The organism is Planotetraspora sp. GP83, assembly GCF_041262585.1.
Taxonomy (GTDB): domain Bacteria; phylum Actinomycetota; class Actinomycetes; order Streptosporangiales; family Streptosporangiaceae; genus JAOEGB01.
In genome coordinates, this window is sequence record NZ_JBGCBZ010000007.1 from 1 (window position 1) to 17,526 (window position 17,526).

14 protein-coding genes are annotated in these 17,526 nt (G+C 71.0%); 10 read left to right on the forward strand and 4 right to left on the reverse strand.

Annotated elements, in window-relative coordinates:
* Nucleotides 1-304 precede the first annotated feature (304 nt).
* The gene (locus ABH927_RS11960) at nt 305-1,201 is read left to right on the forward strand and encodes a TIGR03619 family F420-dependent LLM class oxidoreductase (RefSeq protein WP_370020830.1); all 897 of its coding nucleotides are present in this window, start codon (nt 305-307) and stop codon (nt 1,199-1,201) included.
* A 215-nt stretch (nt 1,202-1,416) separates the two neighbouring features.
* Here ABH927_RS11960 and ABH927_RS11965 read toward each other — a convergent pair whose 3' ends face one another.
* A complete protein-coding gene (locus ABH927_RS11965; protein WP_370020831.1) occupies nt 1,417-2,463 on the reverse strand; it encodes an LLM class flavin-dependent oxidoreductase in 1,047 nt (348 codons plus the stop codon).
* A gap of 67 nt (nt 2,464-2,530) precedes the next feature.
* Between ABH927_RS11965 and ABH927_RS11970 the strand changes: the two genes are divergently transcribed.
* Both ABH927_RS11970 and ABH927_RS11975 read left to right on the forward strand, forming a co-directional pair.
* Nucleotides 2,531-3,310 carry an HAD-IIA family hydrolase gene (locus ABH927_RS11970; RefSeq protein WP_370020833.1) on the forward strand — a complete coding sequence of 260 codons (780 nt, stop codon included), beginning with the start codon at nt 2,531-2,533 and terminating at the stop codon, nt 3,308-3,310.
* Between the two features lie 43 nt (nt 3,311-3,353).
* Nucleotides 3,354-3,983, forward strand: a complete 630-nt coding sequence (locus ABH927_RS11975; RefSeq protein WP_370020835.1) for a hypothetical protein — start codon at nt 3,354-3,356, stop codon at nt 3,981-3,983.
* Here ABH927_RS11975 and arfB read toward each other — a convergent pair.
* Nucleotides 3,980-4,402, reverse strand: coding sequence for an alternative ribosome rescue aminoacyl-tRNA hydrolase ArfB (gene arfB, locus ABH927_RS11980; RefSeq protein WP_370020837.1), 423 nt, complete (start codon nt 4,400-4,402; stop codon nt 3,980-3,982). The genes ABH927_RS11975 and arfB overlap by 4 nt on opposite strands.
* A gap of 188 nt (nt 4,403-4,590) precedes the next feature.
* Here arfB and ABH927_RS11985 point away from each other — a divergent pair, with 188 nt between their 5' ends.
* The 3 genes from ABH927_RS11985 (at nt 4,591) to ABH927_RS11995 (ending at nt 7,684) form a co-directional block, all read left to right on the forward strand.
* Entirely contained in the window at nt 4,591-5,427 is an 837-nt protein-coding gene (locus tag ABH927_RS11985) for a hypothetical protein (protein ID WP_370020839.1), read from the forward strand.
* 28 nt (nt 5,428-5,455) lie between these two features.
* Complete coding sequence (locus ABH927_RS11990) at nt 5,456-6,037, forward strand: HAD-IA family hydrolase (RefSeq protein WP_370020841.1); 582 nt, start codon at nt 5,456-5,458, stop codon at nt 6,035-6,037.
* Nucleotides 6,038-6,142: 105 nt separating this feature from the next.
* Nucleotides 6,143-7,684 (forward strand): alkaline phosphatase, encoded by a 1,542-nt coding sequence (locus tag ABH927_RS11995; protein ID WP_370020843.1) that lies wholly within the window; start codon nt 6,143-6,145, stop codon nt 7,682-7,684.
* Between the two features lie 16 nt (nt 7,685-7,700).
* Here ABH927_RS11995 and ABH927_RS12000 read toward each other — a convergent pair whose 3' ends face one another.
* Nucleotides 7,701-9,200 carry an FG-GAP repeat protein gene (locus ABH927_RS12000; protein WP_370020845.1) on the reverse strand — a complete coding sequence of 500 codons (1,500 nt, stop codon included), beginning with the start codon at nt 9,198-9,200 and terminating at the stop codon, nt 7,701-7,703.
* Nucleotides 9,201-9,273: 73 nt separating this feature from the next.
* Nucleotides 9,274-10,728, reverse strand: a complete 1,455-nt coding sequence (locus tag ABH927_RS12005; protein ID WP_370020847.1) for an MFS transporter — start codon at nt 10,726-10,728, stop codon at nt 9,274-9,276.
* A gap of 186 nt (nt 10,729-10,914) precedes the next feature.
* Here ABH927_RS12005 and lon point away from each other — a divergent pair, with 186 nt between their 5' ends.
* The 4 genes from lon to ABH927_RS12025 all read left to right on the forward strand — a co-directional run bounded on the left by lon (nt 10,915) and on the right by ABH927_RS12025 (nt 17,454).
* Nucleotides 10,915-13,275: an endopeptidase La gene (lon, locus tag ABH927_RS12010; RefSeq protein WP_370020849.1), complete on the forward strand. Its 2,361-nt coding sequence runs from the start codon at nt 10,915-10,917 to the stop codon at nt 13,273-13,275.
* Nucleotides 13,276-13,346: 71 nt separating this feature from the next.
* Entirely contained in the window at nt 13,347-14,483 is a 1,137-nt protein-coding gene (locus ABH927_RS12015; protein WP_370020850.1) for a Fic family protein, read from the forward strand.
* Nucleotides 14,484-14,492: 9 nt separating this feature from the next.
* Entirely contained in the window at nt 14,493-16,025 is a 1,533-nt protein-coding gene (locus ABH927_RS12020; protein WP_370020852.1) for an acyl-CoA synthetase, read from the forward strand.
* Nucleotides 16,026-16,116: 91 nt separating this feature from the next.
* Nucleotides 16,117-17,454: a S1C family serine protease gene (locus ABH927_RS12025; protein ID WP_370020854.1), complete on the forward strand. Its 1,338-nt coding sequence runs from the start codon at nt 16,117-16,119 to the stop codon at nt 17,452-17,454.
* Nucleotides 17,455-17,526: the final 72 nt, after the last annotated feature.

A 17,526-nucleotide genomic window follows, 5' to 3' on the forward strand; every position in this document is an offset into this window, starting at 1 on the left:
CCGCTACGCCGGAAGATTCCGAACCTGAGCAGAAAACAGCGCAACGCTGACCACGGTGAACCTCGCACAGATCCTGCTGAAGCGCGCACGGGCTTGCTCCACCACGCACGTGGCCTGTGGAACCGCGCTGGGGACGCTGAAGCGTGCACAGGACCCTCAGCCGTGCACGCGACGCCGCACCGCTCACGCTTCTGACCAAGCCGCAGGGGTCCTGCGAGGACCGACAGCGAAGGCTGACCACGAAGACCAGCTGCGACGACCGGTGTGAGGACCGGCTGTGAGGACCGGCTACTAAGGTGCCGGTATGAGGATTGGGTTTGCCGTACCGTCATCGGGCTCGTGGGCCACGCCGGACAACATGAAGCGCGTCGCGCGCCGGGCCGAGGAGCTGGGCTACTCCGGGGTCTGGACGTTCCAGCGGCTGCTCTATCCGGTTGGGCATCCCATGGGGCCGGTCTATCGGAGCGTGCAGGACCCAGTCGTAACGCTGTCCTACCTGGCCGGGGTGACCGAGCGGATCCGGCTCGGTGTCGCGGTGCTCAACCTGCCCTTCTTCTCCCCGGCGCTGCTCGCCAAGCAGCTCGCCACCCTGCAGATCGTCTCCGGGGGCAGGCTCGACGCGGGCCTGGGGCTTGGCTGGATTCCCGAAGAGTTCACCGCCACGGGCGTGGCGATGGAACGGCGGGGCAAGCGGGCCGAGGAGTACGTCGAGTTGCTTCGGCGGTTGTGGACCGAGGACGTGGTGGAGCACAAGGGGGAGTTCTACGAGGTGCCTCCGGTGCACCAGGATCCCCGGCCGGAGACGCCGCCGCCGATCCTGCTCGGCGGGGCGGCGACCGTCGCGCTGCGGCGGGCGGGCCGGATCTCCGACGGATGGATCAGCTCCAGCCGGGCCGACCTCTCGAAGATCGACGAGCAGATCTACATCGTAAAGGAGGCGGCCAGGGAGGCCGGACGAGACCCGAGCGGTCTCCGCTTCGTGGTCCGCGGGGTCACTAGGCCAGGAACCGCCGCCGGGGGGCCGCTGTCGGGGCCTTACGAGAAGATCCAGGAGGACGTCGAGGCCCTGGCCGCTAAGGGCGTCACGGAGGTGTTCCACGACTTCAACTTCAACCCGGAGATCGGCGATCCCGCTGCCGACCCCCGGGACTCCATGCGCCGCGCCGAGGAGGCCCTGGAGCGGCTCGCCCCGGCCTCGTGACACCGGCCTCGTGACGCCGGCCTCGTGACGCGGGGTCCGTCACGCGGGGCCCGGCCATACCGGATCCGCCACACCACGTGGCGCCGCCCCAAAAGACCGGATCCCGCCACACACCCGTGACGCCAACCCGTCACACCGCATCCGTCACACGCCCGTGGCACCGACCCGCAGGACCGGGACCCCGTCACCGGTCTCTGAGACCGTCTCGGGACGGGTCACGCAGGCATGCCGTACGCCTTGGCGATGAGCTCGTAGGAGCGCAGGCGGGCCGCCCCGCCGTGGACCATGGTGGTGATCATCAGCTCGTCGGCGCCGGTGCGCTCGCGCAGTGCCTCCAGGCCGGCCCGGACGCCGTCCGCGTCGCCGTACACCACGGTGGACAGGCGGTCGCGGACGAACTCGGCCTCGGCGGGCGTGTAGGGGTACGCCTGGGCCTCCTCCGGCGTGGGGACCGGGCCCGGCCGGCCGAAGCGCATGCGCAGCCATGAGAGCGCGCCCGGCATGGCCTGCCGCAGCGCCTCCTCCTCGGTGTCGGCCGCGATGGCGGCCACCCCGATCATCGCGTACGGCGCGGCGAGCACCTCGGAGGGACGGAAGACCGAGCGGTAGAGGTCGAGCGCGGGCTCGGTGTTGGCGGCGCTGAAGTGGTGAGCGAAGGCGAACGGCAACCCGAGCAGCCCGGCCAGCTGCGCGCTGAAGCCGCTGGAGCCGAGCAGCCAGATCGGCGGGCGGCTGGAGCCGCCGGGGACGGCGAGGATCTTCGCGTAGGGATGGCCCGGCGGGAACGCGTTGTCGAGGAACGCGGTCAGCTCCGCCACCTGCTGCGGAAACTCGTCGGGTTCCACCTGGGCCGAGCGGCGTAGGGCGTTCGCGGTCGCCATGTCGGTGCCGGGGGCGCGGCCCAGGCCGAGGTCGATGCGCCCGGGGTGCAGCGCGTGCAGCGTGCCGAACTGCTCGGCGATCACCAGCGGGGCGTGGTTGGGCAGCATGACGCCGCCGGAGCCGAGGCGGATGCTGCTGGTGGCGGCCGCGAGATGGGCGATGATCACGGCGGGCGACGAGCTGGCCACGCCCGGCATGCCGTGGTGCTCGGCGACCCAGATGCGGTGGTAGCCCCACTCCTCGGCGCGCCTGGCCAGCTCGGTCGCGTCCCGGAGGGATCCGGCCGGTGAGCCGCCCTCCCCGACTGTCGCGAGCTCCAGGATCGACAGCGGCACCTCGGCGGACCCGTGCGGGACGCCGCGAATGTTGTCCTTGCTCATACTGGCGGCAACCGGAGGTAGCGTCCGATTATTTCTGATACCGGGGCGCACCTGCCATCCTGGATACATGAGCGAGCGAAAGCCCATCGAGTCCTGGCTGTCCGACATGGACGGTGTGCTGGTCCACGAGGGGCAGCCGGTGCCGGGCGCCGACGAGTTCATCAGGCGGCTGCGCGATTCCGGCAAGCGGTTCCTCGTGCTGACGAACAACTCGATCTACACCCCCAGGGACCTTTCCGTACGGCTCCGCGCGGCGGGGCTGGAGGTGCCGCCGGAGGCGATCTGGACGTCCGCGCTGGCCACCGCCAAGTTCCTGGCCGACCAGCGGCCCGATGGCTCCGCCTACGTCATCGGTGAGGCGGGGCTGACGACCGCCCTGCACGAGTGCGGGTACGTGCTGACCGACCTCGACCCGGACTACGTCGTGCTGGGGGAGACCCGGACGTACAGCTTCACCTCGATCACCCGGGCGATCCGGCTGATCGACAACGGCGCACGGTTCATCGCGACCAACCCCGACCCCATCGGACCCTCGAACGAGGGCTCTCTGCCGGCCACCGGCGCCGTCGCCGCGATGATCACCAAGGCGACCGGCGTCGAGCCGTACTTCGTGGGCAAGCCGAACCCGATGATGATGCGCAGCGCGCTCAACCAGATCGACGCGCACAGCGAGAGCACCGCCATGATCGGCGACCGCATGGACACCGACGTCGTCTGCGGGATCGAGGCGGGCCTGCACACGATCCTGGTGCTCACCGGCGTGACGCAGAAGGACCAGATCGACCGCTATCCGTTCCGGCCGTCGCAGGTGGTCACCTCGGTGGCGGACCTCATCGAACTCGTCTGAAACCTGTCACGTCCTGGCAGGTTCAGGTGTGATGCTGGGCCACATGAATCGCGTGTATCTCGAACTCGGCGCCAAGAAGGTCTTCGCCTGCTCCTTCGACTGGCCCGGTTGGTGCCGGAGCGGCAAGTCCGAGGAAGCGGCGCTGGACACGTTGATGAACTACGTCCCGCGGTATCGCGTGATCGCCGAGCGTGCGGGGCTGGAGTTCGAGCCGGGTGACCCGGTGGTGGTCGAGCGGACCAAGGGCGACGCGACCACCGACTTCGGCGCGCCCGGCGCGATCCCGGACCTCGACCTGGAGCCAGAGGCGGCGGACGAGGCGGCCAGGGCCGTCGCACTGCTCCGCGCCTCCTGGGCCGTCTTCGCCGAGGTGGCCGCCGGATCGCCCGAGGAACTGCGGAAGGGCCCCCGGGGCGGTGGCCGGGACCGCGACAAGATGGTGAACCACGTCGTCGAGGCCGAGCGTTCTTACGCCCGGCAGATCGGCGTACGGCACAAGCCGCCGAAGGACGAAGCGGCCCTCGCCGCCATGCGAGAGGAGATCGCCGAGGTCCTCGGGCGGCCGTCGGACGGCGGGCCGCCCGATCGAGGCTGGCCCGCCCGCTACGCGGCCCGCCGCATCACCTGGCACGTCATCGACCACATCTGGGAGATGGAGGACCGGAGGATCTAGTCTTCCGGCCGGCGCAGGCGCTTGACGTCGGAGCGGCGCTTCTTGGCCGCCAGCCGCCTCTCGACCGCCCCGCGCGACGGCTTGGTGGGGCGGCGCTTCTTCGGCGGGGGAGCGATGGCCTCGCGGATCAGGCCGGCCAGCCGCTCCTCCGCCGCCTCGCGGTTGCGGAGCTGGGAGCGGTGCTCGGAGGCGGCGATGGTGATCACGCCGTCGATGAGCCGGGGGCCGAGCCGTTCGAGCGCCCGCGACTTCAGGACCGGCCCGAGCGCGGTCGTGGTCTCGACGTTGAAGCTGAGCTCGACCCGGCTGTCGGTGGTGTTCACGCCCTGCCCGCCGGGCCCCGACGAGCGGGAGAAACGCCAGCCGAGCTCCGCCTCCGGGATGACGACCGAGCCACGGACGTGCAACGGGCCTGGCATGGGTTCCTCTCTCAGAGGTCAACGGGGGGAGTCACAGCGTAGCGATCGGGCATGAGGGCCCATCAACTGGTTTATCCCCGCAAATCAGGCTTCTCCTTGTAACGACCCACCCGCTCCTGCACAGTGTCTCCGGGAGATCTCCGGGGACGGCAGCGGGGGTCACACGGAGCGGAGGCGGCGGCTCGACCATGACCACGATCGTCGGGGTCCACGGCATCGGCAAGTATCACTATTACGAGGAGGCGGGCGGGTCCCCGGGCGGGGCCGCGGAGGCCATGCTGGCCAAGTGGAACGGCTACCTGCACAAGGGTCTCAGCGGCGGAGCCTCCTACGCGGGCCAGCGGTACTTCTCCGAGATCGCCTATTACGCCCACCACCTGCACAAGGGGCCGACGAAGCCACCCCGGCAGATGGACCCTCCGGCGAAGCTCGTGTTCGCCGACTGGGCGGCCCAGCTCGACGGGCACGTCCGGAGTGCCGCGGGGGAGTCGCTGACCGGCGTCGCGCACCGGCTCGCGGAGTGGCTGCTGGGCAGGCTCGGCCCGGGCGCCGTGAAGTTCGCCCAGGACTTCTGCCCCGAGGTCGCGACCTACCTCGGCGGAGGCGACCCGAGGATCCGGGCGCGCGACGCGGTGGCGGACGTGATCCGCAGGCGCCGGCCACGCGTGGTGGTCGCCCATTCGCTGGGCAGCGTGGTGACGTACGAGGCGTTCTGGGCGCATCCGGACCTGTCCGCCGAGTTGCTCATCACCCTCGGCAGCCCGCTCGGCATGAAGAACGTCGTGTTCGAGCGGCTCAGCCCCATCCCGGCGCACGGGCGGGGCGCCCGGCCACCGGGCGTCGCCCGCTGGATCAACATCGCCGACAAGGACGACATCGCGGCCATCCCGCCCGCCCTGCGCGACCGCTTCGACGGCGTCGAACGTGACGTCGCCTGCAACATCGACTGGCTCGACTTCCACACGGTCCGGAACTACCTGGGCTGCGGCACGGCCAACGACTACCTCAGGCCATATGTCGCCTGAATCGCACACAGGCTACGATCGTTCAATCATGAAGCATGTTCTCTTTGACTACGGCAATGTCATCTCCCTCGCGCAGGACGCGGCCGACGTGGCGCGGATGGCGCAAGGCGTCCCCGGCTTCGAGGAGAGATACTGGGACCTGCGCCTCGACTTCGACCGGGCAACCCTGGACCCGGGGGAGTACTGGTCCCGCGTGTACGGGAGGCCGCTCGGCGGCGCGGAGCTCGACCGGATGATCGCGATGGACGTCGCGAGCTGGTCGCGGCCCAACGAGGAGACCGTCGCGATCATCGACGAGCTGGCCGCCGACGGCGTGCCGCTGGCACTGCTGTCGAACGCGCCCGTCTGCATCGCGGACGGGCTCGACGAGCTGCCGTTCCTGGCTCCCATCAGGCCGCGCTTCTACAGCGGCCGGATGGGTCTGGTGAAGCCGGACCTCGAGATCTACCGCCGGGTCGCGGAGGGACTCGGCGTGCCGCCCGGGGACATCGTCTTCGTCGACGACCGCCTGGAGAACATCGCGGGCGCCGAGGCGGCCGGCATGGCCGGAATCCACTTCCGCGACGCCGCGACACTGCGGGACGATCTCAAGCTCGCCCTTGGGGGGTAGCCGGGTAACCGGGCAGCACTGTTCAGCAGCACTGTTCACCCCTGGTTTCTGTGCGGGTCACGGCCGTAGAGGCTGCGCGTCGACCGCGCGGGTTGCACTGGTGTCGTGCAGACGAATGCCTCGCGACGAGTGTTCCTGTCCGCTGTCGCCGCCGGAGCCGGTGGCCTGCTGCTCTCCGGCTCCGCCCTGCCCCGCCGCGCCCTGCGGCAGGATCCGTTCGCCCTCGGAATCGCCTCCGGGGAGCCGACCTCCGACGGTGTTGTGCTCTGGACCCGGCTGGCCCTCGACCCCACTGCCCCCGACGGCCTCGGCGGCATGCCCGCCAACTCCGTCGAGGTGGGCTGGCAGCTCGCCTCCGACGAGGGTTTCTCCGACGTCGTCAGGTCCGGTACGGCGACGGCCCGGGTGGCGGAGGCGCACAGCGTCCACGTCGAGGTGGGCGGGCTCCAGCCCGGCCGGGAGTACTTCTACCGTTTCCGCGCCGGCGGCCACCTGTCGCCCGCGGGGCGCACACGGACCGCGCCCGCGGGGCTGTCGCCGCTGACCTTCGTGGTGGCGGCCTGCGCGCACTGGGAGCACGGCTACTACACGGCCTACCGGCGGATCGCCGAGCAGGACCCGGACCTGGTCGTGCATCTGGGCGACTACATCTACGAGTACCAGCCGCAGGGCTACACGGCGCTGGGCGGGGCCGTACGCGAACACGCCGGGAACAAGTGCCAGTCGCTGGCTGACTACCGGATCCGGCACGGGCAGTACAAGACCGATCCCGACCTCCAGGCGGCTCACCGGGCCGCGCCGTGGCTGGTCGCCTTCGACGACCACGAGATCGAGAACAACTGGGCCGGGCCGGTCTCCAGCACCGACGCGCCCGGGTTCCGCGAGCGGATCGCCCACGCCTTCCAGGCGTACTACGAGAACATGCCGCTGCGCCGGGCGAGCGTGCCGAGGGGTGCGTCGATCCGGATCAACCGGAGAGTCTCGTGGGGCACCCTGGCGAACTTCCACCTGCTCGACACCCGGCAGTTCCGCGACGACCAGGCATGTGACGACGGCGACCGGGCCGGGTGCGACGAACGCCTGGCGGCCGGCCGCACGATCCTCGGCGCGGACCAGCGCCGCTGGCTGCTCGACGGGCTCGCCGGCTCGGGGGCCAGGTGGAACCTGATCGGCCAGCAGGTCCTGATGGCCCAGCGCGACTTCCGGCCGGGGCCGGGCACGGAGCTCAACATGGACAGCTGGGACGGTTACCCGGCGGACCGGGCGCGGCTGCTCGAAGGCATCAAGGCGTCGGGGGCGGCCAACCCCGTCGTCCTGACGGGGGACGCGCACATGCACCACGCCGCCGACCTCCGGCCCGACTTCGGCGACCCGGACTCGCCCCGCGTGGCGGTCGAGCTGGTGACGTCGTCGATCTCCAGCGACGGCGACGGCTACCGGGACGAGGCGCGGATCGCCGAGATCCTCCGGGAGAACCCGCACATCTCCTACATCGACCAGCGCCGGGGCTACATCGTCTGCCGGGTGTCGCAGGAGGAGATGCGGGCCGAGTTCCGCACGCTCGACTACATCAGCAGGCGGGGCGCGCCGGCCAAGACCTCGGCCCGCTTCACCATCCCCTCCGGCCACGCCCAGCTCAACGCCTAGCTCGGCTCAACGCTGCTCAGCTCAACGCGTAGCCGAAGAGGTCGTCCTCGCCGCCCGTGTCGACGACACGGGCGGTGCGCGGGACCACTCCGGGATAGGAGCCCTTCTTCGCCTTCGTCCCGATGAGCGTCAGCCGGCCCGTGCCCGGCGCGGCCACCAGAAGCTTGCCACCCTGGACCATGACCGAGGAGCCGAAGCCGCCGTTCGCCGGCCCGGTGAGCAGCACGTTGTGGTTGCGGGTCAGGCCGCCGCTCCGGGTGCCCGCGATGACCTGAACCGCGCCTTCTCCCGGCACTCCGACCACCAGCTCGTCGTCCCCGTCGCCGTTGAGGTCACCGGCGGCCAGCGACGTGCCGAACCGGTCGAAGTAGCGCGGCGTGCCCTTGAGCACGGTCTGCGACCAGACCTCGCTGCCGAGGGCGGTCAGCCCCCGGGCCGAGCCGTACAGCACGTTGACCGCGCCGTCGCCGTAGTCCATGCCGCGCTGGAGCATCGAGAGGTCCTCGCCGGGCACGCCGATCGCGAGGTCGTCGCGCCCGTCGGCGTTGAAGTCGCCCGACGCCAGGGCGGCGCCGAAGGCGTCCCACTTCTCGCCGTAGCCCTTCACGTCCGGGCTCTCCTGGGTGTAGACGCCCGCCCGCCGGGCGCGCGGGTCGATGATCGTCACGATGCCCGAGCCGTACCGCAGGCCGCCGTCGCCGGGCGCGCCGACCGCGATCTCGTCCTTGCCGTCGCCGTCGAAGTCGCCGGCCGCGAGGGCCACCCCGAACTGGTCGGTCGCGCCCGGCTCCTGCCCCACCCAGCCGGTCGTCTGGGTGATCAGCGTGCCGGTGCCGTACGGCGAGCGGCCTTTCATGCCGAAGACGCCGATGCCGCCGCCCCCGTCCATGCCGGGAGCTCCCACGATGAGCTCGTCGTCGCCGTCCCCGTCGAGGTCTCCGGCGGCGAGGGCCGCCCCGAACCGGTCGGTGCCGTGCCGGCGCCCGAGGTGGGTGACGTCGATGGTCTTGGCCCGGGTGAGGCCGTCCGGCGAGCCGAACAGCAGGTGGACGACGCCGTGCCCGTCGGCTCCGGGGACGGGCGCGCCGAAGAACTCCTCCGACGCGCCGACGGCCAGGTCGGCGCAGCCGTCGCCGTCGAAGTCGCCCTTGGCGAGCGCCGACCCGAACGAGTCGTTCCGCTCGGGGGTGTCCCCGATGCCGCCGGCCCCCTGGGTGAGGGTTCTCGTCTTCTTCAGGCCGCTCATCGTCTTGTCCGAGCTGAACAGGGTGACCGTCCCCGCGCGCGGCTGCCCGTGCACGGCCGCGTACGGCGCGGCCACCGCCAGGAAGCCGGGCGTGAGGACGCCCGAGCAGCTCCCTGCGGCGGCGGCCGGAGAACCGACAGGGAGCGCTGGAGCGGTGAGGGCGGCCGCGAGCAGGGCGCCGGTCCTGATCCACGTGCGGGTCGACGTGCGGGTCGACGTGCGGGTCGACGTGCGGGTCGACGTGCGGGTCCACGTGCGGGAAACGCTCATGTGCCGGATCGTTTCCAGGGATCAGGACACGCGCCCCACCGGCACATGAACCGCCCACGTCGGCTGGCTGAACTCAGGCCGTTCGGTCGCGCTCCAGCGGCGGGGCGTCCAGCGAGCAGTGGACGTGGCGCTCCGGCTCGGGGGCCTCGGCCAGCACGTTGGTCCTGATGGTGAGGAAGGCCACCAGCGCGGCGAGGGCCAGCATGGCGGCGCTGATCAGCATCGCGGTGTGGTAGCCGTGGGTGAACGCGGCCGGTGAGTTGTAGGCGTCGCCCATCAGGCCCACGAGGGGCGGCACCGCGGCGACCGCGAGCAGGCTGCCGGTGCGGGCGAGGGCGTTGTTGACGCCGCTGGCCACCCCCGCGTACCGCTCCTCGGCCGTGGCGAGCACGGTCGCCGTCAGCGGAGCCACCGCGGCGGAGAGGCCGACTCCGAAGACGATCACCGCGGGCAGCACGTCCACGAGGTAGGACGACCCGGGCCCGATCCGGCTCATCAGCAGGAGCCCGGCGGCGCACGTGAGGATGCCGGCCGCCATCGGGACGCGCGGCCCGATCCGCTTGGCCAGCTCACCCGAGCGGGCCGACAGCAGCAGCATCAGGATCGTCACCGGGAGCATCGCCGACCCCGCCGCGATCGGGGAGAACCCGGCCGAGACCTGGAGCTGCACGACGAGCAGGAAGAAGACGACGCCCATCGCCGCATACATGATCAGCGTCACGACGTTGACGGCGGTGAACACGCGCGACGCGAAGATGCGCACGGGGACGAGCGCGTCGGGCGAGCGCCGCTTTTCGAGGATCACGAACCACGCGCCGAGCGCCACGCCCACGGCGAGCGGGAGGTAGCCGCGCCCACCGAGGATCAGGCCGTAGGTGAGGCCCGCGAGCGCGAGCGCGGCCAGCACCGAGCCCAGCACGTCGAACCGTCCCTGCGCGTCGACGTCCCTGGTCTCCGGCACGTGCCGTACGGCGACCGCCAGCACGACCGCCGCGAGCGGCAGGTTGAGCAGGAACACCCAGCGCCAGCCGGCCGTCTCCACCAGCCACCCGCCGAGCAGGGGGCCCAGGGCGGAGGCGACGCCCCCGAGCCCCGACCACGCTCCGACCGCGCGAGGCCGGTCCCCGTGCGCGAAGCTGCCCTGGATGATCGCGAGTGATCCCGGGGTCAGCAGCGCGCCGCCGATGCCCTGGAGGGCGCGAGCCAGGATGAGCACGGGCATGTTCGGGGCGAGGCCGCACAAGGCCGACGCGACCGCGAACCACACCACGCCGATCAGGAAGACCTTCCGCCTGCCGTACCGGTCGCCGAGTGAGCCGCCGAGCAGGATCAGCCCCGCGAGCGTGAGGGTGTACGCGTTGATCGTCCACTGGAGTCCCGAGATCCCCGCGTCGAGGTCGCGGGCGAGGGTGGGGAGCGCGACGTTGACCACGGTGCCGTCGAGCATCGCCATGCCGGATCCGAGGACGGTCGTGAGAAGGATCCATCTCCCTGTGGGGGAGCTGAGTCGGATCTGGCCTGATTCCATAGGGGACATCATGGTGTCTGGCTGGCACACGCGGCCACGCAGCCCCACGTCCGACCAGTACCGACATTGCGGGCGCAAGAGCTGCGATTACACAATTACGATCGCTCACAGCGAACTGGCGCAAAACAGGGAACACGGCGAGGCTCCTGTTAGTTGAGTCGGCATAACTCAACCTTGGGAGTAGGCATGGCAAAGATCCTTCCCGTCCTTCCTCTGGACGACGAGGTCGTCCTGCCCGGCATGGTCGTCCCCCTCGACCTGTCGGACTCCGAGGTCCGGGCGGCGATCGACGCGGCACGGGCCAGCGGCGAGAGCAGGGTCCTCCTGGTGCCGCGCGTGGACGGCCGGTACGGCGCCATCGGCGTCTCCGCGGTCGTCGAGCAGGTCGGGCGGCTGCCTGGAGGCGAGCCGGCCGCCGTGGTCCGCGGCGTGGACCGCATGCGCGTGGGCACCGGCACGACCGGCCCCGGCGCGGCGCTCTGGGTGGAGGCCACGGTCCTGGAGCCGGTCGCGTCCGGCCACCGGGCAGAGGAGCTCGCCAAGGAGTACAAGTCGCTGGCCACCACGATCCTGCAGAAGCGGGGCGCGTGGCAGGTCGTGGACGCGGTGAACCAGATCACGGACCCGTCCGTCCTGGCCGACAGCGGGGGCTACGCGCCGTGGCTGTCCACGCCGCAGAAGCAACTCCTGCTGGAGAGCCCCGACCCGGCCGAGCGGCTCGACAAGCTCGTCACCTGGGCCCGTGAGCACCTCGCCGAGCTCGACGTCGCGGAGACCATCCGCAAGGACGTCCAGGAGGGTATGGAGAAGCAGCAGCGCGAGTTCCTGCTGCGCCAGCAGCTCGCCGCCGTCCGCAAGGAGCTGGCCGAGCTCAACGGCGACCCGTCCGACGAGGAGGAGGACTACCGGTCCCGGATCGAGGCGGCCGAGCTCCCCGAGAAGGTCAGGGAGGCCGCGCTCAAGGAGGTCGACAAGCTGGAGCGCACCTCCGACCAGTCTCCCGAGACCGGCTGGATCCGCACCTGGCTGGACACCGTCCTCGACATCCCGTGGAGCACCCACACGACCGACGAGTACGACATCGCCGGCGCCCGCGCGGTGCTCGACGCCGACCACACCGGACTGGACGACGTGAAGGACCGCATCGTCGAGTACCTCGCGGTTCGCAAGCGCCGGGCCGACCAGGGCCTCGGCGTGGTCGGTGGGCGTCGCAGCGGCGCCGTCCTGGCGCTGGCGGGCCCGCCCGGAGTCGGCAAGACCTCGCTAGGCGAGTCGGTCGCGCGGGCCATGGGCCGCAAGTTCGTCCGCGTCGCCCTCGGCGGCGTCCGGGACGAGGCGGAGATCCGCGGTCACCGGCGCACCTACGTCGGCGCGCTGCCCGGCCGGATCGTCCGGGCCATCCGCGAGGCCGGCTCGATGAACCCGGTCGTGCTGCTCGACGAGATCGACAAGGTCGGCGCCGACTACCGGGGCGACCCGACGGCCGCGCTGCTGGAGGTGCTGGACCCGGCACAGAACCACACGTTCCGCGACCACTACCTGGAAGTGGAGCTCGACCTCAGCGACGTGCTCTTCCTCGCGACGGCCAACGTCCTGGAGCAGATCCCCGGCCCCCTGCTGGACCGCATGGAGATCGTGACGCTCGACGGCTACACCGAGGACGAGAAGGTCGCGATCGGCCGTGACCACCTGCTCCCGCGCCAGCTGGAGAAGGCCGGCCTGACGGCCGACGACGTGGCCATCGACGAGGGCGCGCTGCGCAGGCTCGCGGGGGAGTACACCCGCGAGGCGGGCGTCCGGTCGCTGGAGCGGTCGATCGCGCGGGTCCTCCGCAAGGTCACGGCCAACGTGGCGCTCGGCCAGGCGGAGCTGCCGGTCGCGGTCTCGGCCGGCGACCTGGTGGCCTACCTGGGCCGGCCACGGCACGTGCCCGAGTCGTCCCTCCCCGAGGCCACGCAGCGTACGGCGGTGCCGGGCGTGGCGACGGGCCTCGCGGTGACCGGCGCGGGCGGTGACGTGCTCTACGTCGAGGCGTCCCTGGCCGACCCGGAGACGGGCTCGACCGGGGTGACCCTCACCGGCCAGCTCGGCGACGTGATGAAGGAGTCGGCGCAGATCGCGCTGTCCTTCCTGCGCTCGCGCGGAGTGGAGCTGGAGCTGCCGGTCGGGTCGCTCAAGGACAGGTCCGTGCACATCCACGTCCCGGCGGGCGCGGTGCCGAAGGACGGCCCGTCCGCGGGCGTCACGATGACGACCGCTCTGGCCTCGCTGCTGTCGGGCCGTCCGGTCCGCGGTGACGTGGCGATGACCGGCGAGGTCTCCCTCACCGGCCGGGTCCTCCCGATCGGCGGGGTGAAGCAGAAGCTGCTCGCCGCCCACCGGGCGGGGATCACGACGGTCCTCATCCCGGCCCGCAACGAGCCCGACCTGGACGACGTCCCGGCGGACGTGCTCGCAGACCTCACCGTCCACGCGGTGAGCGACGTCCGGGAGGTCCTCGGCCTGGCCCTCACCCCCGCGACGGTGGCCCAGCCGGCCGCCGCCTGACCTGGTCGGACCTATATGGGCGAATCATCCGGTCGCTTGACCGGATGATTCGCCCATGCTGTTATGGGCTCATGCTGTACGGCACTCCCGCGCTCGACCCGGTCGACGAGAAGGTCCTCGCCGAGATCGAGGACATGCGGCGCGACCTGAAATACCGGCTCGCCGAGGCCCATCGGTGGGACGGCCTGCTAAGGCGCCAGTTGCAGGCCAGGGCGATCCAGGGCTCGAACTCCATCGAGGGCTACAAGGCCAGCGTCGAGGACATCGAGTCGATCATGTCCGGTGAGGAGCCGCTGGACGCCTCGGCGTCGGTCGCCCGGGAGATCGCCGGATACCAGCAGGCCCTGACCTACATCAACCTGCTGTCCAAGGCCCAGGTGTTCCGCTACGACATGGGCCTGCTCCACGCGCTCAATTTCATGATGATCGGCCATCACCGCGACAAGACGCCCGGGACGGCGCGGCCGGGGGGCATCTACGTCCGGAACTCCGCCACCGGCGAGGTCGTCTACGAGGGGCCGGACCACGAGGCGGTGCCGGACCTCCTCGACGAACTGGTGGACTGGCTGAACGCCGGGGATCTCGCCGCCCCCAGCTACGTGCGCGGCGCGATGGCGCACTTCAACCTGGTGGCGATCCATCCGTGGCGCGACGGCAACGGCCGCATGTCGCGGGCCCTGCAGACCCTTGTGCTGGGCCGCGACCAGATCACGACACCCGAGTTCTCCTCGATCGAGGAGTGGCTCGGCATCGGCGAGAACACGTTCGAGTACTACGGCGCACTACGGGCGGTGCAGGGCGGCCAGTGGAGCCCGCACGGTGACACGCTCTCGTGGGTGCGGTTCGTGCTGCGCTGCCACCACATGCAGGCGCAGCGGGTCCAGCGGAGGCTCGCAGAGGCGGGCGAGGTCTGGGTGCTGCTCGAAGAGCGGTCCGACGCCGAGGGCCTGCACTCGCGCACGGTCTCGGCGCTCTATCAGGTGTTCGTCTCCAGCAGGCTGCGGCGGAGCATGTACCAGGCCGACGAGGGGCTGAGCCAGGGCCAGGCCGCCCGCGACCTGCGGGAGCTGGCCGCCAAAGCCTGGCTCCAGCCGTACGGCGAGACGAAGGGCCGGTTCTACGCCGCCGGGCCGAAGATGCGGGAGATCAAGGAGGACTTCGCCCAGAGGGCGGGGCCGTTGCGTGACCCCTACCCGAAAACCGACTAACGTTCGGTCATGCATCCCGGAGCCATCGCGGCGGTGACGCCGGACAAGCCGGCGGTGATCATGGCGGCCACCGGCCGCGTGATCACCTACCGTCAGCTCGACGAGGAGTCCAACCGGCTGGCGCACCTCCTGCGCGCCGCGGGCCTGCGGCCCGGCGACCACGTCGCGTTCATGCTGGAGAACCACCCGCTGTTCCTGGCCGTCGCCTGGGCCGCCCACCGGTCCGGCCTCTACTACACCGCGATCAGCTCCCGCCTCCAGAGTGAGGAGCTCGCCTACATCCTCAACAACTGCGGGGCGCGGGTCTTCATCTCGTCGGCGGCCCTGGCGGACGTCGCGACCTCCGTCACCGGCGGCACGCCGGGCGTCGAGGTGCGGCTCATGCTCGACGGCGTGGCCCCCGGATTCGCCTCCTACGAGGAGGCGACAGCCGTACAGCCGGCGACTCCCGTCGAGGACGAGTGCCAGGGCGCGGACATGCTGTACTCCTCGGGCACCACCGGGCGGCCGAAGGGCGTCAAGCCCGCCCTGAGCAAGGCGCCGCTGGACGCCGCCCGGCCGATGCTGCAGCTGGTCCAGTTCCTGTTCGCCCCGTCGGCGGACAGCGTGTACCTGTCGCCCGCCCCGCTCTACCACGCGGCGCCCCTGAGGTACTGCCTGGCCTTCCAGCGGCTGGGCGCCACCATCGTCGTGATGGAGAGGTTCGACGCCGAGGAGGCGCTGGCGCTGATCGAGCGGTACGGCGTCACGCACTCGCAGTGGGTGCCGACGATGTTCATCAAGATGCTCAAGCTGCCGCCCGAGGTGCGGGAGCGCCACGACCTGTCGTCGCTGCGGTGCGCCATCCACGCGGCGGCTCCCTGCCCGGTCCCGGTCAAGGAGCAGATGATCGACTGGTGGGGCCCGATCATCCACGAGTACTACGCGGGCACGGAGGGCAACGGCTTCCTCTACGTCAGCTCCGAGGACTGGCTGAAGCACAAGGGCACGGTCGGCCGGTCCCTTCTGGGCGTCGTCCACATCTGCGACGACGAGGGCAACGAGTTGCCGCCGGGCGAGCACGGGACGGTGTACTTCTCCGGCGGCCCCAACTTCGTCTACCACGGCGACCCGGACAAGACCCGGTCGGTCCAGGACCCGATGGGCCGTGGCTGGACCACGCTCGGCGACATCGGCCACATGGACGAGGAGGGCTTCCTCTACCTGACCGACCGACGCTCCTACATGATCATCTCGGGTGGGGTGAACATCTACCCCCAGGAGGCCGAGAACGTGCTGGTGACGCACCCCAAGGTCGCCGACGTGGCCGTCTTCGGCGTGCCGGACCCGGAGATGGGGGAGCAGGTCAAGGCCGTCGTCCAGCCGGTCTCCGCTAAGGACGCGGGCCCCGCCCTGGAGGCCGAGCTCATCGACTACTGCCGCGCGCACCTCGCCCACTACAAGTGCCCGAGGTCGGTCGACTTCCGCGACGAGCTGCCACGCCACCCGACGGGCAAGCTTTACAAGCGCTTGCTGCGGGACGAGTACTGGCCGACTGGCTGATCGCTTAGCGTGACCTTATCGCGGGCCTGCCATTCTAGTGATGTACCGGCGGAGAGCCGGATTACCGGCAGATCCAATTAGGGGGATGGCGATGAGCTCAGGAGAGCGCGTTCCCGGGACCGACACCGAGGTGCTCCCAGGCCAGGGGTGGAGCCAGTTCGGCAGGACTCCCCCGCAGTACGGCCAGTACGGCGGGAACCAGGGCGGCTATGGCGGCTATGGGGGCTATGGACACCACGGAGGTCCCGGCCCGTACGGCTCGCATGACACCGCGGTGTTCGGCAGCCCCCTGCCGCCGCCCCAGCGCCCGGCCGGCACGCTGACCGGCAGGCAGAAGGTGGTGGCGGGTCTCGCCCTCGCCGCCGTGGCGCTCGGCGGCGGGGTGACGGGGGCTCTCGTCGCCAACGCGAGCAACGGCGGCCAGACGGTGATCTCCAGCCCGCTGGTGAAGCCCGCGTCGAACTCGTCGACGAACACCATCGCGGCGGTCGCCAAGGCCATCCAGCCGTCCGTGGTCTCCATCAAGATCACTACTCCCACCGGCGGCGGCGAGGGGTCCGGCGTGATCCTTTCCGCCGACGGCCTGATCCTCACCAACAACCACGTGGTGGCCGAGGCGGGCCAGGGCAGCACCGTCACCGTGAAGTTCAGCGACGGCAAGACGGCGTCGGCCACGGTGAAGGGCACCGATCCCACCACCGACCTCGCCGTGATCCAGGCGCAGGGCGTCTCGGGCCTGACCCCGGCGTCGCTGGGCGACAGCGACAAGCTGGAGGTCGGCGACAGCGTCCTCGCGATCGGCAGCCCGCTGGGCCTGGAGGGCTCGGTCACGTCCGGCATCGTGAGCGCCCTGGACCGCACGCTGACCGAGGGTGGCGAGCAGCAGCAGCCTCCGCCGTTCCCCTGGGGGCAGGAGCAGCAGCAGCCGGCCCAGGCCGGCACCACGATCGGCGGCATGATCCAGACCGACGCCGCGATCAACCCGGGCAACTCGGGCGGTGCCCTGGTGAACTCCTCGGGCCAGGTCATCGGCATCAACACCGCCATCGCCACCTCGGGCTCCAGCTCCGGCAACATCGGTGTGGGCTTCGCGATCCCGATCAACACGGCCAAGCAGGTCGCCGAGCAGCTCATCAAGAACGGCAAGGCGACCCATGCCTACCTGGGTGTGAGCGTGGCCGACGCGACCGGTGACGCGGCCGGGGCCGTGGTCAGCTCGATCATCGCCGGGAGCCCCGCGGACAAGATCGGGTTCAAGGACGGCGACCTGATCACCAAGATCAACGACACGGTGGTGGACGACGCGGAGACGCTCGTCGGCGCGATCCGGAGCTCCCGGCCCGGCGACAAGGTGACCATCACCTACACCCGCAACGGCAAGTCCTCGACCGTCACAACCGCCCTCGCCGAGCAGTCAGCCACGAGCTGACCCCGCCCCGCCCCCGCGCGTGATCATGCACGGCTTCCGGCGTACGGCTCACGACCTGCGCCCACCCCGTGC